Annotated in this window: 23 protein-coding genes; 12 read left to right on the top strand and 11 right to left on the bottom strand. The window is 45.2% G+C overall.

Annotated features, from left to right (window positions below; genetic code table 11):
- Window position 1: 1 nt before the first annotated feature.
- Together ACLSSO_RS06440 and ACLSSO_RS06435 are read left to right on the top strand one after the other, a co-directional pair.
- Window positions 2-439 carry a pentapeptide repeat-containing protein gene (locus ACLSSO_RS06440; RefSeq protein ID WP_413944413.1) on the top strand — a complete coding sequence of 146 codons (438 nt, stop codon included), beginning with the start codon at window positions 2-4 and terminating at the stop codon, window positions 437-439.
- Entirely contained in the window at window positions 436-1,641 is a 1,206-nt protein-coding gene (locus ACLSSO_RS06435; protein ID WP_413944412.1) for a hypothetical protein, read from the top strand. Before ACLSSO_RS06440 ends, ACLSSO_RS06435 begins: the two co-directional genes overlap by 4 nt.
- On the opposite strand, the gene ACLSSO_RS06430 is transcribed toward ACLSSO_RS06435, so the two are convergent.
- On the bottom strand, window positions 1,638-3,206 hold the full coding sequence (locus tag ACLSSO_RS06430; RefSeq protein ID WP_413944411.1) for an FAD-dependent oxidoreductase: 1,569 nt from the start codon (window positions 3,204-3,206) through the stop codon (window positions 1,638-1,640). The two genes, ACLSSO_RS06435 and ACLSSO_RS06430, sit on opposite strands and share 4 nt — an antisense overlap.
- A gap of 222 nt (window positions 3,207-3,428) precedes the next feature.
- Between ACLSSO_RS06430 and ACLSSO_RS06425 the strand changes: the two genes are divergently transcribed.
- The 5 genes from ACLSSO_RS06425 (at window position 3,429) to ACLSSO_RS06405 (ending at window position 7,264) form a co-directional block, all read left to right on the top strand.
- On the top strand, window positions 3,429-4,538 hold the full coding sequence (locus tag ACLSSO_RS06425) for a sensor domain-containing diguanylate cyclase (protein ID WP_295899602.1): 1,110 nt from the start codon (window positions 3,429-3,431) through the stop codon (window positions 4,536-4,538).
- A 179-nt stretch (window positions 4,539-4,717) separates the two neighbouring features.
- A complete protein-coding gene (locus ACLSSO_RS06420; protein ID WP_295899604.1) occupies window positions 4,718-5,641 on the top strand; it encodes a S8 family peptidase in 924 nt (307 codons plus the stop codon).
- Between the two features lie 66 nt (window positions 5,642-5,707).
- A complete protein-coding gene (locus tag ACLSSO_RS06415; protein ID WP_295899607.1) occupies window positions 5,708-6,208 on the top strand; it encodes a thermonuclease family protein in 501 nt (166 codons plus the stop codon).
- Window positions 6,209-6,244: 36 nt separating this feature from the next.
- Entirely contained in the window at window positions 6,245-6,586 is a 342-nt protein-coding gene (locus ACLSSO_RS06410) for a VOC family protein (RefSeq protein WP_295899610.1), read from the top strand.
- Window positions 6,587-6,604: 18 nt separating this feature from the next.
- Window positions 6,605-7,264: an HD domain-containing protein gene (locus ACLSSO_RS06405; protein ID WP_295899614.1), complete on the top strand. Its 660-nt coding sequence runs from the start codon at window positions 6,605-6,607 to the stop codon at window positions 7,262-7,264.
- On the opposite strand, the gene ACLSSO_RS06400 is transcribed toward ACLSSO_RS06405, so the two are convergent.
- The 3 genes from ACLSSO_RS06400 to ACLSSO_RS06390 form a co-directional block, all read right to left on the bottom strand.
- Entirely contained in the window at window positions 7,265-7,750 is a 486-nt protein-coding gene (locus ACLSSO_RS06400) for a MarR family winged helix-turn-helix transcriptional regulator (protein ID WP_295899616.1), read from the bottom strand.
- A 121-nt stretch (window positions 7,751-7,871) separates the two neighbouring features.
- Entirely contained in the window at window positions 7,872-8,555 is a 684-nt protein-coding gene (locus ACLSSO_RS06395; protein ID WP_295899618.1) for an RluA family pseudouridine synthase, read from the bottom strand.
- On the bottom strand, window positions 8,552-9,142 hold the full coding sequence (locus tag ACLSSO_RS06390) for an RlmE family RNA methyltransferase (RefSeq protein WP_295899621.1): 591 nt from the start codon (window positions 9,140-9,142) through the stop codon (window positions 8,552-8,554). The genes ACLSSO_RS06395 and ACLSSO_RS06390 overlap by 4 nt, the downstream gene beginning before the upstream one ends.
- A 104-nt stretch (window positions 9,143-9,246) precedes the next feature.
- Here ACLSSO_RS06390 and ACLSSO_RS06385 point away from each other — a divergent pair, with 104 nt between their 5' ends.
- A complete protein-coding gene (locus ACLSSO_RS06385; protein ID WP_413944410.1) occupies window positions 9,247-9,408 on the top strand; it encodes a hypothetical protein in 162 nt (53 codons plus the stop codon).
- On the opposite strand, the gene ACLSSO_RS06380 is transcribed toward ACLSSO_RS06385, so the two are convergent.
- The 4 genes from ACLSSO_RS06380 to ACLSSO_RS06365 are packed head-to-tail and all read right to left on the bottom strand — an operon-like array spanning window position 9,399 to window position 13,165.
- Entirely contained in the window at window positions 9,399-10,658 is a 1,260-nt protein-coding gene (locus ACLSSO_RS06380) for an MFS transporter (RefSeq protein WP_413944409.1), read from the bottom strand. The two genes, ACLSSO_RS06385 and ACLSSO_RS06380, sit on opposite strands and share 10 nt — an antisense overlap.
- The gene (locus tag ACLSSO_RS06375; RefSeq protein WP_413944408.1) at window positions 10,627-11,466 is read right to left on the bottom strand and encodes an ABC transporter permease; all 840 of its coding nucleotides are present in this window, start codon (window positions 11,464-11,466) and stop codon (window positions 10,627-10,629) included. The genes ACLSSO_RS06380 and ACLSSO_RS06375 overlap by 32 nt, the downstream gene beginning before the upstream one ends.
- Window positions 11,463-12,290, bottom strand: a complete 828-nt coding sequence (locus ACLSSO_RS06370; RefSeq protein ID WP_413944407.1) for an ABC transporter permease — start codon at window positions 12,288-12,290, stop codon at window positions 11,463-11,465. The genes ACLSSO_RS06375 and ACLSSO_RS06370 overlap by 4 nt, the downstream gene beginning before the upstream one ends.
- The gene (locus tag ACLSSO_RS06365) at window positions 12,287-13,165 is read right to left on the bottom strand and encodes an ABC transporter ATP-binding protein (protein WP_413944406.1); all 879 of its coding nucleotides are present in this window, start codon (window positions 13,163-13,165) and stop codon (window positions 12,287-12,289) included. The genes ACLSSO_RS06370 and ACLSSO_RS06365 overlap by 4 nt, the downstream gene beginning before the upstream one ends.
- Before the next feature lie 29 nt (window positions 13,166-13,194).
- On the opposite strand from ACLSSO_RS06365, the gene ACLSSO_RS06360 reads away from it, so the two are divergent.
- Entirely contained in the window at window positions 13,195-14,241 is a 1,047-nt protein-coding gene (locus ACLSSO_RS06360) for a spermidine/putrescine ABC transporter substrate-binding protein (protein ID WP_413944405.1), read from the top strand.
- 1 nt (window position 14,242) lies between these two features.
- On the opposite strand, the gene ACLSSO_RS06355 is transcribed toward ACLSSO_RS06360, so the two are convergent.
- From ACLSSO_RS06355 to ACLSSO_RS06345, 3 genes are all read right to left on the bottom strand, one after another.
- Entirely contained in the window at window positions 14,243-14,506 is a 264-nt protein-coding gene (locus ACLSSO_RS06355; RefSeq protein ID WP_413944404.1) for a hypothetical protein, read from the bottom strand.
- A gap of 149 nt (window positions 14,507-14,655) precedes the next feature.
- Complete coding sequence (locus ACLSSO_RS06350) at window positions 14,656-15,450, bottom strand: alpha/beta fold hydrolase (protein ID WP_413944403.1); 795 nt, start codon at window positions 15,448-15,450, stop codon at window positions 14,656-14,658.
- Window positions 15,447-17,072: an ABC-F family ATP-binding cassette domain-containing protein gene (locus ACLSSO_RS06345; RefSeq protein WP_413944402.1), complete on the bottom strand. Its 1,626-nt coding sequence runs from the start codon at window positions 17,070-17,072 to the stop codon at window positions 15,447-15,449. Before ACLSSO_RS06345 ends, ACLSSO_RS06350 begins: the two co-directional genes overlap by 4 nt.
- Before the next feature lie 169 nt (window positions 17,073-17,241).
- On the opposite strand from ACLSSO_RS06345, the gene ACLSSO_RS06340 reads away from it, so the two are divergent.
- The 3 genes from ACLSSO_RS06340 (at window position 17,242) to ACLSSO_RS06330 (ending at window position 20,806) form a co-directional block, all read left to right on the top strand.
- Window positions 17,242-18,042, top strand: a complete 801-nt coding sequence (locus tag ACLSSO_RS06340) for a hypothetical protein (RefSeq protein ID WP_413944401.1) — start codon at window positions 17,242-17,244, stop codon at window positions 18,040-18,042.
- A gap of 92 nt (window positions 18,043-18,134) precedes the next feature.
- Window positions 18,135-19,913 carry a DEAD/DEAH box helicase gene (locus tag ACLSSO_RS06335; RefSeq protein ID WP_295899644.1) on the top strand — a complete coding sequence of 593 codons (1,779 nt, stop codon included), beginning with the start codon at window positions 18,135-18,137 and terminating at the stop codon, window positions 19,911-19,913.
- A 188-nt stretch (window positions 19,914-20,101) separates the two neighbouring features.
- Window positions 20,102-20,806: a hypothetical protein gene (locus ACLSSO_RS06330; protein ID WP_413944400.1), complete on the top strand. Its 705-nt coding sequence runs from the start codon at window positions 20,102-20,104 to the stop codon at window positions 20,804-20,806.
- Window positions 20,807-20,811 lie beyond the last annotated feature (5 nt).

Here is a 20,811-nt window from a genome sequence, read left to right as displayed (position 1 = left end):
AATGAAGCGTCTTGGTTTTTATTACGGATCTATCTTAATTATAGTTTTTCTAAGTCAGCTGACCCCCTGGGGTCAGCGTCTTTTTCCAAAACCTAAAATCAATTCATTAAGTTTTCCATCTCAAGACCAAGTTTTTACGCCTCTTTTTCCTGTATTAAATCCCGGTGTCGAGCCGCAATTCCCGGCTTCCGAAATCATTCTGCAAGAAAGACTCTTCGCTCCGTTTATTATTTTAAAAAATCAAAATCTTTCACACAAAAATCTGTCGAAAGCGCATTTAAGTTTTGCCGATCTTCGCAATGCAAACTTGCGAGGAACGGATTTATCCAAGGCCTTGCTTTACGGCGCAAGACTCGATGGAGCTCTCTTTGATAAAGACACTCAGCTGCCATTTTCTAAAAACGTCGCTTTAAGCCTTGGGATGAGGGAGCAAGAATGAAAAACCTCATCACCGAATTAAAAAAATATCCGGCATTGGCTGGTGTCGGAGTTCTTCTTAGTCTTGAACATATTCTGACTTTTATTTTCTGGATGACAGAAAAACCCCTGCACTGGATTTTGTCGCCCTCCACGCCGTCTATTTGCTGGCCGCTTATGGATGCGTGTGAAAAATTAAAACCAAGTTCCGAAATTCTCAACGGAGTTCTTGGATTTTATCTAATTTTGGCTCTTGCATCGGTTTTATTTTGGGCTCTTCGTAAATACCGCGTCGCCATTCCACTTTTGTGGACTCTTCTTGTCATTAAAAATATAATTATTTTGCAGGATTATAGACTGACAGGGAATTATCATTATCTCCCAACACTCATCACACTTGTATTCCTGCTTATTCCACAAAGAGCGTATTCCCTCCCCTTCACTTTTTTTGTTATCTATTTTACGGCGGGTCTTTTAAAAATTGATACGAATTGGCTCAGCGGAGCTGCAATCAATGACCTTTTGATTCCGCCGTTTCTTACAAGAATCGGCGTGTGGTATGTTTTGGTTCTGGAACTGGGATTGATCTTTCTTTTGTTTGCACGAAAAAATTTTTGGTTTTACTTTTTATTTATCCAGCTTACGGTATTCCACTTATATTCATGGCATCTCACACGGTTCTTTTATCCATCGGTGATGCTCTTACTTTTAGGAATTCTTCTTATCACCCGTCCTTTAGCTCCGCCTCTCAGAATTAAAGACACGTTTAAACTTGTGCTTAAACCAAGGGTCGCAAAAGTTCTTTTAGTGATTTTTGTGGCATTGCAACTTCCTCAATATTTTATTCCGGGTGATGCTGCGATGACAGGCGAAGGCCGCATGTATGCGATGATCATGTATGACGGCCGCGTGCAGTGCCAACCGCATCTGTCGATCTGGAAAAAGAATCAAGAAAAAGAAGAACTGCCTTTGCAACCACCATGGCTTATCACGCGCACTCATTGTGATTCGATGGTCTTTTGGCGTCTGGCGCAGAATGCTTGTGAGTGGGCCAAGAAAGATCCTGAGGTCTTGCAGGTTGATTTGATGATTCCAGTTCGTTATGAAGGTCAAAAAGAATGGCAGCCGCTGGTTGCAGCCACCAATGTCTGTGAGAAAGAATTAAATTACTCAAGCTTTTTTCCAAACAATTGGATCAATAAACTTTCTAAGTCCGGAAACTAGCGTGCTTCAAAACGGTGCTCGAATTTTCGGATAATTTCGTGGACTTTGTCGTCATCTAAATGCGCAAGTCCCTCTTCCACCAATAAGTTTTCCTTATCACGTCCTACGGTTAAAAAAGAAGCAATTCGTTGGTCTTCATAATAAGCCACCGCGAAATTTTCTTTGTCCATATCGCCCATCACATCCATGCGATCAAAGCGATCCGAGAATCCTACATAATTGAGGGTCACGTCATAGTGTTGTGTCCAGAAGAAGGGCACATCTTGAAAGCGCACCCGATCGCCTAACATATTCAAAGCCGCGATTTGGCCCTGCCGCTCGGCCACCTCCCAGTGTTCAACACGGATGGGTCTTTGACTGCGGGGATCGGGCCAACGAGCGATATCACCGGCGGCAAAAATTCCGGGCACACTGGTTTCTAAGTACTCGTTGACCAAAACACCGTGATCTATTTTACACCCCGCCTTCTCAGCCAGGGCCGTGTTGGGTTTAATACCCGTTCCCACAATCACAAAATCGCAAGGAATCGTTTGACCTTCGTCTAAAACGACACTGCGATCCCGGATTTCTTTCACCGTGTGGCCCAGATGAAAATGCACGCCATGTTTTTCATGGAGTTTCTTTAAAAAACTTCCCACATGAACACCGACGGCCTTAAGCAAGGGCATTTCTTCCGGAGCTATAACGTGAACTTCCATATTGCGCATTCTTAAAGAGGCTGCGACCTCAAGACCAATGAAGCCAGCACCGACAAGAACAACTTTTGAAGCCCACGAGGTGCGCGCAATAATACGACGACAATCCACCAAAGATCGAAGCATATACACGTGATCTTTTTCAACTCCCGGAATTGGTGGAATGACAGGACTACCTCCTGTCGCTATCAGGCAGCGGTCATATTTCAAAGTTTTGCTATTGGATAAAAGAAGAGTTTGTCGATGAGGATCTATTTTCTCTACCCGCACTTTCAGTTCGACGTGAATTTTATTTTCTTTGTAGAATTCTTCAGAATAAAGAGGAAGCCAATCTTCTGGTGCATTTCCCGCCAAAAAATCTTTTGATAAATTAGGTCGGTCATAGGGCAAAGATTTATCTTCGCTAATAAGCTGGATCGTTCCTTGAAAACCATGACGACGTAACATCACAGCCGCGGCCGCGCCTGCGGCACCTCCGCCGACAATCACAAACTTTTGTGAAGCGGTGTTTTCTCTCGGCTTAACGACTGGAGCTTTTTTATCAACAACGAAAATTTTTTCATCTCGCACCTCCACGTGCCAGGCCGCGATCGGATTTAAGGCTGGAGCTTTTAAAACTTCCCCGGTCTTTAAATCAAAACAAGCATGATGCCAAGGACAGTGCACCGTATCTCCGACAATAAGGCCCTCGTTTAACGGTCCACCATAGTGCGAGCACTTCGCTCCGACGGCATAAAATTGCCCTTCCTGGCGCACCAACAAAACCGGTTCCTCTCCGACATGACCTAAAAGACTCTCGCCGTCTTTCAAGGATTCTTCAGAAATGCCCTTAGAGAAATCGGGACCACTGGTCTTTGCACTTACCGCCATGGGATTCTCCTTGTTGAACCTTCATTGTAGTGTCAATCAGAAAGTCCCGCAGGTCGTGTGCGGAAGTTATGCAGAAAAACAACAATTCCTGTTGCATCTTTGTCGGATGTTTCAAGATGAGACACAGTTGTGAGAATTTTTAAGCGGATATCTTGATTAGGACCGTCCAAATTCCGATGAGAATACTGGATTTGTTTACGCTACGTAAGTAGGAGGCAGCACTTGAAACAATGGGTGAAAAAACTTGTTGAGCAGTTTGATATGGACTGGGGCACACCCTCCAACGGTAAGGAAGCACCTCAGGCACCTTCGCTAAGCGAGGACCGTGCAACTTTGCTCTACATCTTAGATGTCTACAACAAACATCTATTTGAAATTCAAAATCACCAGGTCCGTAAAGTTCGTGCAAAGTTAGACACGTTTGCCAAAGAACTGGTGCAATCCGATGCAGAGGAAGTAGAAAAGGCGCTTTTTAAAATCCGCCAGTTTATTTCAAGCTACCGCATTGATGAATACACTTATGTACAAAATACTTTTGATGATTTTAAACGGATCATCTGGGATTTTGCCGATCACCTGAGCGAAGAAGCCCATATCGAAGACTCCTCGCAGGGTGACATCAATCAAAGCCTCGAACAGTTGCGTGAGGCTGTAGAGTCCAACTCTATCGAAGAGCTGCGCGCACGTTCCCGTGAGTTTATTAACTTTTATTTAAAGCATCAGAACGTCAACAATGAGCGCCGTTCAAAACGTATGGAATCCATCAAAAAGAATCTCACAACCGTGAAAAAGCAATTGATGGAAGCCAACCAAACCATGCGCCGTGACCATTTAACCGGAGCTCACAACCGTAAGAGTTACGATGAACAAGTGCGCCGTTATTTACAACTTCACGATATTGACGGCGACCCGATGACGTTGCTCCTCTTGGACATTGATTTCTTTAAAAAAATCAACGATGCCTATGGGCATGATATTGGCGACTTTGTCTTGCAAGAGTGTGTGCGCTTGCTGCAAGAAAGCTTTTCCCGTGAAGAGGACTTTATCGCCCGTCTGGGAGGTGAAGAATTCGCCGTGATTCTTCCAGGCTGCAACACAGAGGCCGCGATCCGCATGGCTGAAGAAGCTATGAACCGGATTCGTAAAGAAGTCTTCGTGCACGAGAAGCTCGAGATTCGTTTTACGGTCTCTATGGGTATTGCAGAAATCACGAAAAACGAAGGTGCTGACAGTTGGTATAAGCGCGCTGACGAGGCTTTGTATGAATCTAAGCAAACAGGCCGCAACAAATATACAATCTCTAAAGGACCTGCGATGAAGCGTGTCGCCTAGAGGGAAAGTGTCAAAAGTTTAGACACTCGTAAATGAAGTTTTAGTGACCAGAAAAGCCTGAACATTCGTTCGGGCTTTTTTTATGTTTAGAGATTTCTGAACACTCGCAGCGATTTTCCGGCCGAATTCGTTTTAAACTTGCTGCGACCCTGGCCCTCCCCTTGCTTTGTGTCTTTGTCATGAAGACAAGAGCACTACATCCCAAAATATTATTTCCTCTTTTACTAACAACTCTTTCTCCTGTGACTTCATTCGCACAGGAAACTCGCGACATCGTTGTCGCGATCATCGATACGGGCGTTGATGTGAATCATCCTTTGATAAAAAAACATCTTTGGGTGAATCCCAAGGAAAAAGAAAATGCTTTAGATAATGATGGCAATGGATATGCCGAAGACCTCCATGGATGGAATTTTGTTTCTAATAATAATGACATTTCCGACAACCACGGACATGGCACTCACATCGCGGGCATCATTCTGCAAAAGGCCAAGTCTCATCGTGTGAAGTTTATGATTTTAAAATATTACGATCCAGAGAAGTCAGGGGACGACAATCTCTTAAATACAGTGAAGGCCATTCGTTATGCGACGAAAATGAAGGCCGATATTATTAACTACTCAGGTGGTGGCGACGTACGAAGCCCGCTGGAGGAAGCTGCTATCCGCGATGCACAAAGACAGGGAATTCTTTTTGTTGCAGCGGCGGGAAATGAAGGGCGCAATACCGACCGCGTCGGCTACTATCCAGCGGGCTACCGATTGAGCAATATTATTTCTGTCGCAGCGATGGATGCACGCAAACGCCTTCTTGCGAGCAGCAACTACGGTGCGAAGTCCGTCGACATTGTGGCCCCTGGTAACCATATTCTTTCAGCTCTCCCTGGTGGACGCTACGGATATATGACAGGCACCTCACAAGCCACCGCCTGGGTGAGCGGACTTGCAGCTTCCTTAATGATTCAGTCGGATAAATCGTGGAAGCCCGAGGATATTAAAAAGTTCTTAGAGAAAAATGCCGTCAAAGACAGCATGCTATCCAAGAAAATACGTTCGCAGTCTCGCATTTCAAGTCTTCAGGCTTCTTTCAACTTCTCCCCTTAGATTGACGCAAAGGGCTTCTTCGGAAGCCCTTTGCCAATATGCCAAAGGACAATCTAAAATAAACGCATGAATCAACACCTGCGTTTTATTCTTCCTTTGGTTTTTCTTTTCACAGCGTGCACCGAAAGCACCCAAGCTCGCACTGAATCCTCGTCTACGAATTGCGTTCACGATGATACGACTTTTCGCTGCGTGAAAGTTTTAAAGAATTATGATGGTGACACTCTGACGGTCAATATTCCTGATGTTCCGGCTTTGATTGGAAAAAATATTTCTGTGCGTGTTTATGGAATTGATACGCCGGAAGTAAAGACCAAGAATCGTTGTGAAAAAGAAGCGGGTCGCATTGCCAGAAATCTTGTCGCCACGACTTTGAAAAATGCCAAAACTGTAGAGCTGCACAACGTACAGCGTGATAAATATTTCCGCATCCTTGCTGATGTCATGGTGGACGGACGCTCTCTTAAAGACATTTTGCTAAAGAACAATCTTGCTTATTCCTATGATGGTGGAACAAAGCAACACCTTGATTGGTGCAAGGTTCTTCGTCAGCCTGCCAGCAAATAACTTGCGCGGATTTTTAACCTCGGGGCACACTAGGTTATGGAACTAAAAGCGAAAGACCCCGAAAAGCTGTATCGTTGGTATAAAGACAATTTAGGACTCACCTTAAATAAAGAAGGCGTTTTCGTTGTGCCTAATGTTTCGCCTTATAACACCCGTCGCTTCACGCCTTCCAATCCACCGAACGATCTCAATTTTCAAGTCAAAGACCTTGCAGAATTGATTTCGCGATTGGCCGACAAGGGTGTCCGCATTGAAGACCACCTCGAAGTGAGTGAGGATGGACGCTTTGCGTGGATTTACGATCCAGAAGGCAATAAAATTGAACTCTGGGAAGCTCCCGGCAGAGAGTCTTTGATCAATTTGCCAGAGCCTGAATAGTAAGCCTAAAATAACGTCATGGAAAAAACCAAAAACGTCCCTCACACCGAAGAGAAAAAATGGTACGAGCTTTTTAGCAATAAAGCCCGTGTGCTGTATCCACACTCGGATCCCGCCCATGATTATCTGCACATCCAGCGCGTCGTTAGCACAGCAAAAAACCTGTGCATGGCTGAACATGGCGATTGGAATATCGTGATGCCTGCGGCGTTCTTTCATGACTACATCAATGTTCCAAAGGGAGATCCGCGCCGTCCTTATGCTTCTCAACTTTCAGCAGAAGCGGCGATTGAGTATCTAAAGTCTGTCGGTTATCCCGAAAAATATTTTGAAGGCATTCGTCACGCGATTGAAGCTCACAGTTACAGTGCGAACATCAAGCCACAAACGCTCGAAGCGAAGATCGTGCAAGATGCGGATCGCTTGGACAGTCTTGGTGCGATTGGCATTGCCCGCTGTTTTGCGACGTCAACTTTGATGAGCCGTCCGTTTTATGCAGAAGAAGATCCGTGGGCAGAATCACGAAATCTGGATGATAAAAGTTTTGGCATTGATCACTTCTATCAGAAAATTTTTAAATTGGTGGATCATCTCAATACGGAGACGGCAAAAAAAGAAGGCGAACATCGTGTCGCCTTCATCAAAACCTACTTAGATCAAATCAAAAGAGAAATTTGATTATTTATTTTCCATCATCGGAGCTGCGGCATTTTCTACAATGCCCGCCTGATTGACGAACTCTTTCATCAACATCGCCAGTGTCGCCGTTTTTTCTGGATTCATTTTCTGAAGAGAATCAATCATCTGCTCCTGCACCGTACGAGGGATCTCACTCAGCTTGCGCTCCCCGTCCTGGGTGAGGGACACAACGACACGGCGTGAATCTTCTTTAGAGATCGCACGCGACACTAAGCCTTGCTCTTCTAATTTTTTTACGACAACAGATACGGAGCTTTGATGTGTCGTTGTTCTTAAAGCCAGATCGTTTATCGAAAGACCCGGTTCTTCTTTGAGCTTTTTCAGAACGAAAATCTGAGCGGCACTAAGACCCAATTCTTTCTCAAACTGACTTGATGAAACACGAAGAGCTTTGAAGATATGGCGAATGTAGTCCATAACTTCACTCACCTCTGAACGATATTGTGAAAACGAATCTCTGTTCATTTCTTCATTTAGAACGATGAAACCAAATCACGCAACTTTATTTTTGTATGCGCTCTCATACATGACATTTTGCGAGGCTCAAAAACGATGAAAGAAAATTTTCGAAAAATATTTTTTCGCACTAAAGTGATGTCAAAGTGACATCACTTGGAAGTCCTAAAGCTGCTGCTCCAGGCGCACTGGAAAAATCAATTTTATAAGCACGAAGTGCGATCCGATCCACTCCCCAATCAACTTTTGATCCATACAGTTTATCACCAAGAATGGGAAAACCATGACGACTGAGATCAAAACGCAGTTGGTGTGAACGACCCGTGACAGGCTGTAGATCCCACATCAAATATCCCTGTTCATTCACTCCTAAGTAATCTGCAAGAGTTAAACTGTCTTTACCTTGCGCACTCTCGTAAGCGCGCTTTTTCCCTCGGAGAATGCGCGATTTCCATTCAAATTTTAAACCCGGCTGTGTAAGTGAAATCGCCATTTTTTGGTTAGGAACATTGGCGGGAATGTGGGAATAATCTTGCGCCGTTGTCAGTGCTCTGTAAGTTTTTTGAACTTGTTTGTGTTCAAACCAAGCATTGGCTTTGCGATGAGCTTCAGGCGTCTTTGCATACATCACTAGACCTGAAACTTCGAAGTCCAAACGGTGAATCGGATAGATTTGCTGCTTTAAAGAATCTTGCAAAGCAGTGCCTAAACAACACCGCTTATCGTTTTCTTCATGACGACTCGGTGTCGAAAGCACACCACTTTCTTTGTCACAGATGACGAAAAAATCGTTCTGAAAAATAATACGAATCATTTTTTTCCGATGCCGACGAGGAAGATTTCTTTGGAAATTTTACGTGTTGAGTCTGGTTTTACAGCCTCACATTTATGGAATGTCTTTTTAATCTCATCGCGAAGTTTTGAAAAATCATCGCTGTGAAACAGTTTGCAAACAAAGTGGCCGTCCTTTTTTAGAAAACGGCGAGCCACATCCAACGCCAACTCACAAAGCTCCATCGAGCGTGCTTGATCTGTCATACGAATGCCGGTGGTCTTTGGGGCCATATCAGAAAGAACAAGATCAAAAGGCGGCACAAAGCCATGTTCTTTAAAGATGTCTTCCAGATTCAAATCACGTAAATCGGCTTGAATAAAAACGGCGTTATTAAGCTTCACTGTCACGGGACTAAGATCAACGCCAAGCACGCGACCTTTATCTCCCACACTCTTTGAAGCATACTGTGACCACGAGCCGGGAGAAGCTCCTAAATCCAAAACTGTTTGCCCCGGTTTAAAGAGTTTGTACTTTTTGTCGATCTCTTCGAGTTTAAAAACAGAGCGCGCGGCAAAGTTTTCTTGCTTGGCTTTTCTAAAATAATGATCGCGAGGATTGTAAGTCATATCGGAGGGTTATGTCGTTTTCCCTGTTCAAAGTCCAATACTAAATTTTGCATTCCCTTTTGAGCCCATTTATACTAGAAAAGATACACTCTTTTGGAGGATTCATGAGCATCGTCATCGCTATGGGCATCTTTTTTATCGTTGTAACAATGGTCTTTGTGGCGATTGCTGTGTTCTTACCAGAGTGGATGGGAATCACGGGCAAAAAAGCCAAACAGATCATCGCTGAACAACAAGAAGATCCCTCAAATCCTCATCACGAGTGAACAGCAGGCTCCTTAACAAGAGCTAACATCAGACCCCCGCTGACAAACAAGATCAGTAAACCCATCATGCCTAGACGAGAGTCGCCGGTGACCGTCACTCCTACAGCGACCACCATGGGACCTAAGATCGAAGCAAAACGCCCTACCAGGTTGAACAATCCAAAGTACTCGCCACTTTCTTCCTTACGAATCATTCGACCAAACATAGAACGACTTAAAGATTGAACACCACCTTGGAACATACCGATCACAGTGGCCAATAAATAAAAATGCCATGCTTGAGACATTCTTGTCGCCAGGATGACCGTGATTGCATACATGACAATGCAAAGAAGAATCGGCGCTTTTGTTCCCCATTTTTTCGTCACGGTTCCAAAATAATAAGCGCAAGGAAAACCAATGAACTGGGTGATTAAAAGAGCCGCAATTAAGTCTTTTGCTTCAAAGCCGATGGCGATTCCATAATCCACAGCCATTGTCATCACCGTGTACACGCCGTCGATATAAAGCCAGTACGCGATCATGAAAATCAAAAGATTTCTCTCAAGCAAAAGGGCCTTGAGAGTTCTCTTTAAGGTGCGAAGACTTTCTAGAGTGAGCCTTATGATGTTGTGATTGTTGGCCTGTACGTGCGGTTCCGGAACATTTCTCGCCAGAGGCAACGAGAATCCCATCCACCACACGGCCACCATCACAAATGAAATTTTGATAGCGATCACGCCATCTGCAAGACCAAAGAACGCCGGGAAGAGATACATCAACACATTGATCAAAAATAAAACACCGCCGCCAAGATATCCCAGTGAATATCCCAACGAAGAGGCATAATCCATTTGTGCCCCGTCTGCGACATAAGGAAGAAGCGAGTCGTAAAACACGCTGCTCGCGTTAAACGCCATCATCGCAATTCCATAAGCAAGCATCGCGGCCCACCAGTCACCCATCGGAATAAATCCCATCCACGCACAGGCCACAACACCGACAAAAGTGAACAGAAGACAAAAAAGTTTTTTAAAACCTTTTAAGTCAGCAACGACTCCTAAGGTCGGACTAAGAAGAGCAATGATTAAACTTGAAATGGAAATCACCGTTCCCAGACGAGCGGTTGTGACGATCGCATCCGCCCCGTCACTCCAATATTTTTTAAAAAAGATGGGAAAGAATCCGGCCATGACCGTTGTGGAGTAAGCACTGTTTGCCCAGTCGTACAACGCCCAACTAAAGATTTTTTTCTTCTGCGCTTGATCCATTCTTCCCCCGATTCTCTTCAAAGAGAACACGGAAAGCTGAAGAACGGAAGAAGAAAATCAACGCTGACAGAGTCATTAAAAACATCATGCTTGAAAGCGCATTGAGCTTAGGACTGACTCCCAACTTCATCGCGGTATAAAGTTTTACGGGCAAAGTATCTTGTCCCACGCCATTCACAAAATACGTGATGAGAAAATCATCAAAAGAAAGAAGAAAACTTAAAATAAAACCACCCAAAATAGCTGGAGCTAAAAGCGGAAGCACCACCGTTTTTTGAATCTGCCATTCATTCGCGCCCAGATCACGAGCGGCGTCTTCAAAGGAAGCATCCAAGGTCGCTAAGCGAGAGCTCACGGTCATCATCACATACGACACCGAAAAACTCACGTGGGCGAGAACGACTGTCGTTAATCCCAATTCCATTTTTAGAATAAAGAACCAAGAAAGAAGTGACAGTGCAAAAACGATCTCAGGAAAAATCAAAGAGACAACGGAAAGACCTTCCACGGCCCACGTCCACGCACGTTTATTGTGGCGCAGTCCCAATGCTCCAGCGGTTCCGATCACCGTTGAGAGAACACTTGCACAAAGTCCGACAACGAAACTATTCCGAAGCGCACCCATTAAAGCTTCGTCGTTAAGAACCTCCACAAACCATTTCAAAGTCGCATGAATCTGTTCATTTTCCCGAACGAAGACCGCACCTAAAATCATCACGGCAATGGGCAAATACAAAAATAACAGCGTCATCCATAAAACGATACGAGCCGCAAGAGGGGCGTTAGGGCGAGAACGTTCGTTCTTCATGACACCTTCCCGCGCCGTCTGTGCATCACAAGAACAAGTCCTACTAAGATCACCATCATCACAACAGAAAGAGCTGAACCAAAGGGCCAATCTCGGGATTTTAAAAATTGTTCAGTGATAAGATTTCCATAAAGCATATTCTTAGCGCCACCCAACAAATCAGGAATCACGTATTCACCTAAAGAAGGAATAAACACCAATAAAGCGCCACTCCAAAGAGCCTTCTTTAAGTTAGGTAAAATCACCGAAAATAAAATCTTCCAAGGGCCCGCGCCTAAATCTTGGGCCGCTTCAACTAAATTAAAATCAAATTTTTCAAAAGCTCCATAAAGAGGCAAAACCATGAATGGCAAATAAGTCGTCACCATTCCATACAAGACAAGAAACTTGTTTTGAGTCAGAGCAAATGGATCAAATGGCACACCTAAGAACTGCAAAAAAACCTGCAGAGGGCCATCGACACCGACAAAAACACGAATGGCGTAAACGCGAATCACCAGATTAGTTAAAAAAGGAAGAGCCATCGCCAAAACATACAAGCGTCTAGCAGAAGAATCTGCCGTCGCCATGGCCCAGGAAATCAAAACTCCCAACACCAAACAAATGAAGGTCGTCAGCGCCGCCAGCTTTAAACTTTCAAACAAAATACCGGCATAGGTTTCAGAAAAAGCGCGAAGGTAGTTTTCAAAAGCAAAAAGCCATTCAATGCCACCATAGGTTCCGCGAGTGGCAAAGCTCACGCCCACAACAATCATTAAAGGCGCGAGGATAAAAACTAAAAACCATAAAAGAGCCGGAAGAAGAAAGACATCGCGGAGTCTCATTTCCCGCGTTCTCCAAACATCATGGCTTTCCGTACATAAGCTTCCAAACTCATGCCGAGTACAACTTGATCCGGCGGAATATTGACTTTTCCTTTGATTAAACTGCCATCTCCCAAACGAATGGTGGCCAGATCTTCACTCACTTCGATAAGCTCCCCTTTAAGCAAGCTTGTCGATTCAATAAACTGAGCCGCAAAAATCGTTTCAGGATTTTCGTAAATCTCCCGCGGCGAGCTCACCTGCTCCAAAAGACCGTGGCTCATAATCCCGATACGATCGGACAACGCCAGAGCTTCTTCTTGATCGTGCGTAACACAGATAAAAGTCAGGCCTAATTTTCTTTGTAGAGCGCGCAACTCTTTTTGCATGTGCTCACGCATTTTTTGATCTAAAGCCGACAGCGGTTCATCTAAAAGAAGAACTCGTGGTTCATTGACCAGGGCTCTCGCAACGGCCACTCGCTGGGACTGTCCGCCCGACAGTGTTTCAGGCTTACGATCACCGAATTCCGCCATATCCACCAAAGCAAGCACTTCAGCGACCTTGGCTTCGATCTGATCTTTGGAAAGATTTTTGATTTTTAAACCATAGGCGATATTTTCACCGACTGTCAGATGCGGAAATAAAGCATAGCGCTGAAACACCATATTGAAAGGACGCTTCTGGGCCGGCAGATGATCGACTCTTTGGCCATCCAAAAGAATTTGTCCGTGAGTCGCACTTTCCAGTCCCGCAATGATGCGCAAAAGCGTCGTTTTGCCACAGCCACTGGGTCCCAGCAGAGAGAAAAACTCCCCTTCAGCGATGCAGAGATTGACTCCCTTCAACGCTGTTTGACTGGAAAAACTTTTACCGATATTCAGAAGTTCTAACATCTGCTTAACAATAAGAAGGAAATAAAAAAATGTCGAGAATATTGATGATCGGACTGATTCTTTGTGGGCTTCTTTCGGCTTGCACGAAAAAGGAACAGGTCAGCTACGACAAAAAGGAAGTCAATTTATCGATTTGGGGCAATTACCTTTCCCCGGAAATGCAGGCTCAGTTTGAAAAAGAGACCGGCATTAAGATCAATATTTCCAACTATTCCTCAAATGAAGAGCTTTTGGCGAAAATCCAAATGGGTTCTTCGGGCATCGACGTCGCAGTTCCTTCGGACTACATGGTCGATATCATGCGCAAAATGAACCTGCTTGAACCATTGAAAGCCGAGCTCATTCCCAATAAAAACTTAGTCTCCACTGAATTTTTGAAACAAAACTTCGATCCGGAAAACCAGTTTTCCCTGCCGTACACTTGGACTACCGTGGGCATTGCGGTCAATCGTGAACTTTACAAGGGCGCAGTTCATAGCTGGAAGGATCTTCTGGAAAATCCACAGCTCAAAGGGAAGTTTGCTCTTTTGGATGACGTTCGTGAAACCATGGGCGCGGCTTTAAAGCTTCATGGTTACAGCGTGAACACAAACAACGCCGACGAAATTCAAAAGGCGAAGAACACTCTTTTGACGGCGAAGAAAAATATTAAAATGTTCTCTTCCGACACGATTGATATTTTAAACAACAAAGAAGTCGCTGCGGCTCAAGCTTACTCTTCGGATGCTCTGCAAGCGGCCGTGAAATCTCCAGGGAAAATTGAGTATATTATTCCCGATGAAGGAACGACGTTTGCCATCGACAATTTGATTATTGTAAAGGGCGCAAAACATCCTGAGGCGGCTCATCAGTTGATTAATTTTTTATTGAGCGAAAATGCCGAGATCAATAAGGTCAAAACTGTTTTAGGTGGCCCCGTTTTAAAAGGCACTCAGGGAAAACTTCCTAAAGAACTTCAAAACAACCAAGCTCTCTTCCCTCCTGACAGCACTCTGAAAAAAATGGAGCGCATTCACGACTTAGGAGAGCACAACAAGCTCTTTGAAGATTCCTGGACTGAGATCAAAACGAAGTAATTTATTTTCGGGCGGGTTCGACAGCCAGGGACTCCGCCTGCTTTTCACCCGCAGCTTCCTCAGGCACTTCAGTTTTAAACTCCACATAGAGGCACGCGGCTCCTATGACGGTAAAGACAACACCCGCTCCGAGATACAGCACCACACTTCTGCGATCTTGTTTAAAGAGATAATAGCAAAGTCCAATCAAGATAAGGATCGGACCGACCACGACTGTAGAAGCCAACACCTGCCTCAAAGCAAATGCACTGAGCTCCGAATTCATATAACCACCACCTACGTTCAATATTTGGTTATTCTGTAGAACTCTTCGGCAGGACTTTTAACGAGCTTAAAGGAAACAAGTGGTTTTCCACTCTTTGCGGCAGGTTTTAATGTTTCTCAATCAACTTGGGAAAAATTATGTTCTGATTTTTAAAAACGAGACAAATAAGCATCCGGTTTTGAGACAAGAGTCAAATGATTGAGCCCCTCAACAACTTGCACGGGCACATTGATAGAGGAAAAAAGCTCTGCATAGCGAGAAGGAATGTCGACTTCATCCTCAGCGCCAATCACCACACTCAAATTCGGTTTTAATTTTTCAAGACGAATTAACACATCATCGGGCGCAGAAACGGCTGCGACATATTCAGGACTGTAGTGAAGTTTTTCCTGACCGGATTTAAACACGTCAGCCATATTCACACCAAAGCCACCGTCAGCTTCGGGCGTGATCCATCCGCCATAGTCTTCATAAAAAGCATTCAAAGACGTCGGAAGTCTTGGTGCCAACGCCACAAATTTTGCAAACTGCGAGCGCACTTCGGAAACTGCCACTCGCAAAACAAAGCCGCCACCCATCGAGTGCCCTGCTAAGGTCACTCGCGACACGGCTCTTTGCATTTTTATATGAATCAACAACTCTTCAAGATCGATTTCTAGTTGTGACGGAGAAATTTTATCTGACAGCGCCAGGCTCACACCATGACAACGTAAATCCGGAGTCACCACATTGGCAATTCCCGCACTTGCAATCGCTGAAGCGAGAACGCACATGTAGCGGCTGTCACCTCCGACGCCGTGATAGAGAACAATCAAGTCATCACACCACGCCGGATAAAGACGATAAGAAAGAAGGTCCCCCTGGCGAGTGCGAAAGGATTCCTGCGGGGCTAATTTCCCCAAAGGAATTTTAAAACTTCGCAGATCCAGGTTCTTCTTTATCATGCCATCTCTTGTTTTTTATGTTGGTAATAGTTGTAATCGCCTTCGTAGATACGAATTTGATTTTTATCCACTTCAAACACACGAGTCGTCACTTCACGCAAGAAATGGCGATCATGGCTTACGATCATCACAGTGCCCGGAAAATTTTTGATCGCTTCCAAAAGAACTTCGCGAGACTTGATATCAAGATGGTTCGTCGGCTCATCCAGAATCAACAGATTCACAGGTTGCGCTAAGATTGTTGCCAGAACCACGCGGGATTTCTCCCCCCCCGACAAAATGGAAATTTTCTTTTCTGCTTCTTCGCCAGAAAATTTGAAGGCGCCTAAAAGACTGCGCACAAAACCCAACCCCGCGTTGGGAATGCGAGCGTGAACTTCATCCAGGATCGTTGCCTTTGGATCTAAGACGTCCAAAGAGTTCTGACTGAAGTAGCCCACGTTGATAGAAGCGCCCAAAGTCATTTTTCCTTCAGAAGGATCAGCATGGCCTGCAATAATTTTTAACAAAGTGGATTTACCCGCTCCGTTCACGCCGACAACCGCAATGCGGTCCATGCGTTTCACCAAAGCATTGGCGCCAGAGAAAACTAATTTCTCTTTTCCGTCATCACGCTTCCAAATTTTAGCTAAGCCTTCGAACTTAACAACCTCTTCTCCTCCACGTGGAGGAACAGGCCACTCAAATTTGATTTCAGCTTCTTCAGGTGGAATTTCGATACGATCAATTTTTTCAAGTTTCTTAACTCGAGACTGCACTTGGGCTGCATGTGATGCGCGCGCGGCAAAACGAGCGATGAACTCTTCTTCTTTTGCCAGCATATCTTCTTGGCGTTTTGCAGCTGCGATCAATTGCTCTTTACGAATTTCACGTTCACGCTCATAGAAATCATAATTTCCGCCGTAGACAGTGATCGTTTTATTTGCGATTTCCACAATTTTTGTAACCAGACGATTCATAAAATCGCGATCATGGCTTGTCATAAGGATTGCGCCCTTGTAGTTCGAAAGCCATTCTTCAAGCCACACGATCGATTCTACATCCAAGTGATTCGTCGGCTCGTCCATCAGCAAAACTTCAGGATTCAAAACAAGAATTTTCGCCAAGGCGATACGCATTTTCCAACCGCCGGAAAAACTTTCTGTCGGACGATGATAATCGTCAGGACCAATTCCAAGACCGGTGAGGATTTCCGCAGCACGAGATTCAAGATCGTAACCGCCCAGGCGTTCAAACTCCGCCTGAAGCTCGCCGTATGTTTCAAGAATCTTCGTCATCTCATCAGCGTCTAGCTCGGGATCTGCAAGTTTTGCTTCGCATTCTTGCATGCGAGTTTGCATGTCACCGATGTTACCCACGGATGATTTCACTTCATCCAAAGCCGTACGGCCGCGCATGTCTTCAATGTTTTGTGAGAAATAACCAATGACCGTGCGATCCGATTTTGAAACCGTTCCGCCGTCAACGCCTTCTTCTCCTGTGATGATGCGGAAGATGGTCGTCTTACCGGCACCGTTAGGCCCCACAAGTCCGATTTTTTCACCGGCATTGATCTGAAAAGAACCATTGCGGTAAAGGATTTTATTTCCGTGCTGCTTAGAGATATTTGATAAATGAATCATAGGACCTTTGTATAACCTGAAATTCCCGAAGTTTCTCGAAAAATTTTAAAATATTTTGCCTAGTTTATATGCACATTCGAGAGTGTACACAAAAAGGCGGACTTTAGCGAATTTTACGAAGGTCTCACTTGGTCCTCGTGTTGCTTTGTTACCACTTCGGGGGTAGCAAATGATTGCAACATCGAACCACACTCACTCGAGAAACAATATATTCGCAGCGACGGCGATTTTCCTCTTAGTCCTGTCGACGGGCTGTGCGAAATCGGGGCAATTTCCAGTCACAAGCATTGATAATTCAAACCAAAGTTCTGGGGTCACTGATCCAGGAACAGACGATGAAACTAACACCGGCAACAACACCGAAACTCCGCCTGCACCAACCCCGGAACCTTCTTACAAAATGGCGCCTCTCGCTTGGGAAAGCACGAAGTATCCCGAGCGCACGCAGTGGTCTGAGTACCTTCAAAAAATCATCCTAAACGACTGGAACAGTCTGCTTCCCGGCTCTAACGACATCACAAATTTCTGCCCTCGCTATTACTCTTTGGACAACAACGAGCGCGCCAATGTCTGGGCTCAACTCTTTGTCGCAATTGCAAAATATGAGAGCGGCTACAGTCCCACATCGCGCATGCAAGAGACCACAATGGGAACAGATCCAATCACACGACAACCTGTTTACTCCGAGGGGCTTTTGCAACTTTCCTATCAGGACATCGAGTGGGCACCATGGTGCAAATTTGATTGGTCGAAGGATAAAAATTTAAGCGGCACAGATCCCAAGAAAACTATTTTGAGTCCCTATCTGAATCTCGACTGCGGCGTTGGTATTATGGCAAAGCAGATTAAGAGCAAAGGTTCCATTGTCGTGAGTTCTGGAGTGTATTGGGCTGTGATCAAATCAGGTGGACGCTATCAGCAAATCAGCAACATCCAAGGAATCGTAAAATCCCTCTCATTGTGCAAATAGTACACTGTCCTGAGAAACCCAAGAAATAGAGAGCTTTTGGGTCCAAGATCGTTTATCTTGGGCCCTTCCTATATCTGAAAGGTTCCTCTAGAATGACTCCACTTACAACTGTTGATAGTTTCGAAAGCTTTGGTCTTAGCGCTCCCCTTTTGGCAGCGATGCAAGACATGGGCTTCTCGACACCGACGCCCATCCAACGCCAAGCTTTGCCACTATTGCTCGCAGGAGCACAAGACTTCATCGGTCTTGCTTCAACAGGCACTGGTAAAACTGCCGCTTTCGGTATTCCTCTTGTTGAGAATATCGATGCAACGATAAAAGACACTCAAGCGCTCGTTATGAGCCCGACACGCGAACTTGCTTTGCAAGTGGCTGAGCAATTGACTTTGCTTGGTAAGAAAAAAGGCGTTCGTGTTGTTACGATTTACGGTGGCTCTAGCTACCGCACACAAATGGAAGGTATTAGAAAAGGCGCGCACATCATCGTGGCGACTCCAGGCCGCTTGGTCGACTTCCTTGAACAAAAAATCATCAAACTTCAAAACGTAAAAACAGTGGTTCTTGATGAGGCCGACGAAATGCTTTCCATGGGCTTTAAAGAAGACATGGAAACAATCTTGAAAGCGACTCAACCGGCAGATTCTGATTCACTTCGCGCTGCTTGCCGTACGTGGTTGTTCTCTGCCACGATGAGCCCTGAAGTTCGTCGTCTGTCTTCGACTTATCTTGAAAATCCTGAAACAGTTCAGGTCAACAAAGTCGGCGCTGCTGACACGATCGAGCAAGTTTACTACACAGTTAAAAATTCCTATAAGACGGAAGTCATCGGTCGCTTGTTGCAAACTCTTCCTGAGTTCTACGGCATCATCTTCTGCCAAACAAAAATGGAAGTGGCAGAGCTTGCCGACGTTTTAACTCAACGTGGTTTCCCTGCAGACTCTTTGCACGGTGATAAGAGCCAGCAAGAGCGTGAAGCGACTTTGAAGAAATTCAAATCTCGCCAAGTGAAAGTGATCGTCGCCACAGACGTTGCCGCTCGCGGTTTGGATATCAAAGATCTTACTCACGTGATCAATCACTCTCTTCCTTGGGATGCAGAGTCTTATGTTCACCGTATTGGTCGTACAGGCCGTAACGGTCAAAAAGGTGTGGCAATCACTTTGGTCAATCCAGAGCAGCTCAACCTTCTTCGCCGTGTGATGATCACAACAAAAGCCGTTCTTACTAAAGGCGTTGTGCCTTCGGCTGATGAAGTTGCAGGTCTTAAAATCAAAGACGTTTTGGATCGCGTAAGCTCTATGGGAACAGACGCTCCTGAATTGCAACTGGCAATGGATTTGATCCAAGATTTGATTCAAGCTGGCGACATCAACTTCAAAGAACTTTCTAAAGAAGATTTGTTAGCACGCTTCATCGTGGCTTACTTCCCGAACGTGTTCGTGAAAAAAGACATGATGCTTGATTACATGGGTGATCGTATCCCTCGTGAACTTTTGCCTCGTGATCCTCAAGACAATCGTTTCACACGCGGTCGCGATGGCGATCGTCGTGGTGGTGACCGTGGTGGAAATCGTGGCGGCGGCCGTCGCTTTGATCGCGGCGATCGCGGTGGTTACCGTGCAGACCGCAATGACCGTGGTGGCGAGCGCAATGAAGAGCGCAGCGAACGTCCTCGTTTCGCAAGCCGTGACGACCGTCCTGCTCGCAGCGAAGTGACTGGCTACCGTCCCCAAAAGAGCGCAAGCTCTTCAAACGATCGTCCTCAGCGCAGTGAACGTTCTGAACGCTCAGAGCGTGGCAGCAACGAACGTCGCGAGCACAGCGGTATTAAACGCTTCCGTGGCCCTCGCAGACAGCACCGCGACGCTTAAGCGACGGAAGTCGGCAGAGCGCAGGGCCAGCGGCCCGAAGCTGAAGCAGCGTCTCACTTTAAAACACACGCATTTTTGGCATCGACATGTTCTAAAGATATACAATGGGAAGGCATAGAAACCTTCCCATTTTATTTTGAGACTTCGGCATCATGATTGCTTTGCAATCATGTATGGAGAAACTGCCGATGAAAACTCTAATCATGACATTCGCTCTGGTTCTTTCTGGAGCCTCTGCAGAAGCTAAAATTAGCTCGCGCCTTGAAGGCAATACATGCATTGAATGCTCAAGCGCATCCAATCGCGCGGCTCAACAACTCAGAGATATCCGCAACACGATCACTTCTGACGCCAAAGTGGAAGACATTTTTAGCATTAACGAAAAAATGAATTTCGCAGATAAATGTGAAAACTTCGCCGATGATGATGGTTTAGGCCGTTGGGGCACAACGATTGTAAATGAGTTGCATCGAGAGCGTTACGCTGAACTTTACGAAGGCACCGCAGATATCAAAGCTGTCTGCCCGGCTTTCGCTACTTTAAATGACAATGCAAAAGAACTGGTTTGGGTGATGGTTATCAATGCCATGGTTCACTTGGAAAGCTCTTGCCAAAAAGGTGAAACTGCAAAAGGTCCTAATGGAACTTTGATCGGATTGATGCAACTTCATAAAGGCCGCGAAAGTGTCTATGCGAAAGGCTGCCGCAACGGCGACGGCAACAGTCCCGATACGACTTTCCGCTGTGGTCTTTCGATGCTGAACAAACAACTTGCAAACGATGACGCTTTATTTAGTCGTAAATCTTACTGGGATGTTTTGCGACCGCAAGCGCGCTCACAAAAATATAAAAAGGTTCAATCAGCAGTAAGAAAACTTTCTTTCTGTAAGTAATAAAA

Source organism: Bdellovibrio sp. HCB-162 (genome assembly GCF_047344985.1).
Classification (GTDB): Bacteria; Bdellovibrionota; Bdellovibrionia; order Bdellovibrionales; family Bdellovibrionaceae; genus Bdellovibrio.
Note: the sequence above shows the minus strand (reverse complement) of the source record. Positions and strands in the feature narration are given on the sequence as shown.

Excerpts from the sequence above, each read along its gene's own strand:
- ACLSSO_RS06400 (WP_295899616.1), bottom strand. The coding sequence starts at position 7,750 with ATGAACAGAGATTCGTTTTCACAATATCGTTCAGAGGTGAGTGAAGTT.
- ACLSSO_RS06370 (WP_413944407.1), bottom strand. The coding sequence starts at position 12,290 with ATGAGACTCCGCGATGTCTTTCTTCTTCCGGCTCTTTTATGGTTTTTA.
- ACLSSO_RS06395 (WP_295899618.1), bottom strand. The coding sequence starts at position 8,555 with ATGATTCGTATTATTTTTCAGAACGATTTTTTCGTCATCTGTGACAAA.
- ACLSSO_RS06390 (WP_295899621.1), bottom strand. The coding sequence starts at position 9,142 with ATGACTTACAATCCTCGCGATCATTATTTTAGAAAAGCCAAGCAAGAA.
- ACLSSO_RS06420 (WP_295899604.1), top strand. The coding sequence starts at position 4,718 with ATGAAGACAAGAGCACTACATCCCAAAATATTATTTCCTCTTTTACTA.
- ACLSSO_RS06410 (WP_295899610.1), top strand. The coding sequence starts at position 6,245 with ATGGAACTAAAAGCGAAAGACCCCGAAAAGCTGTATCGTTGGTATAAA.
- ACLSSO_RS06340 (WP_413944401.1), top strand. The coding sequence starts at position 17,242 with ATGATTGCAACATCGAACCACACTCACTCGAGAAACAATATATTCGCA.
- ACLSSO_RS06385 (WP_413944410.1), top strand. The coding sequence starts at position 9,247 with ATGAGCATCGTCATCGCTATGGGCATCTTTTTTATCGTTGTAACAATG.
- ACLSSO_RS06375 (WP_413944408.1), bottom strand. The coding sequence starts at position 11,466 with ATGAAGAACGAACGTTCTCGCCCTAACGCCCCTCTTGCGGCTCGTATC.
- ACLSSO_RS06365 (WP_413944406.1), bottom strand. The coding sequence starts at position 13,165 with ATGTTAGAACTTCTGAATATCGGTAAAAGTTTTTCCAGTCAAACAGCG.
- ACLSSO_RS06345 (WP_413944402.1), bottom strand. The coding sequence starts at position 17,072 with ATGATTCATTTATCAAATATCTCTAAGCAGCACGGAAATAAAATCCTT.
- ACLSSO_RS06440 (WP_413944413.1), top strand. The coding sequence starts at position 2 with ATGAAGCGTCTTGGTTTTTATTACGGATCTATCTTAATTATAGTTTTT.
- ACLSSO_RS06435 (WP_413944412.1), top strand. The coding sequence starts at position 436 with ATGAAAAACCTCATCACCGAATTAAAAAAATATCCGGCATTGGCTGGT.
- ACLSSO_RS06405 (WP_295899614.1), top strand. The coding sequence starts at position 6,605 with ATGGAAAAAACCAAAAACGTCCCTCACACCGAAGAGAAAAAATGGTAC.
- ACLSSO_RS06415 (WP_295899607.1), top strand. The coding sequence starts at position 5,708 with ATGAATCAACACCTGCGTTTTATTCTTCCTTTGGTTTTTCTTTTCACA.
- ACLSSO_RS06350 (WP_413944403.1), bottom strand. The coding sequence starts at position 15,450 with ATGATAAAGAAGAACCTGGATCTGCGAAGTTTTAAAATTCCTTTGGGG.
- ACLSSO_RS06335 (WP_295899644.1), top strand. The coding sequence starts at position 18,135 with ATGACTCCACTTACAACTGTTGATAGTTTCGAAAGCTTTGGTCTTAGC.
- ACLSSO_RS06430 (WP_413944411.1), bottom strand. The coding sequence starts at position 3,206 with ATGGCGGTAAGTGCAAAGACCAGTGGTCCCGATTTCTCTAAGGGCATT.
- ACLSSO_RS06380 (WP_413944409.1), bottom strand. The coding sequence starts at position 10,658 with ATGGATCAAGCGCAGAAGAAAAAAATCTTTAGTTGGGCGTTGTACGAC.
- ACLSSO_RS06355 (WP_413944404.1), bottom strand. The coding sequence starts at position 14,506 with ATGAATTCGGAGCTCAGTGCATTTGCTTTGAGGCAGGTGTTGGCTTCT.
- ACLSSO_RS06330 (WP_413944400.1), top strand. The coding sequence starts at position 20,102 with ATGAAAACTCTAATCATGACATTCGCTCTGGTTCTTTCTGGAGCCTCT.
- ACLSSO_RS06360 (WP_413944405.1), top strand. The coding sequence starts at position 13,195 with ATGTCGAGAATATTGATGATCGGACTGATTCTTTGTGGGCTTCTTTCG.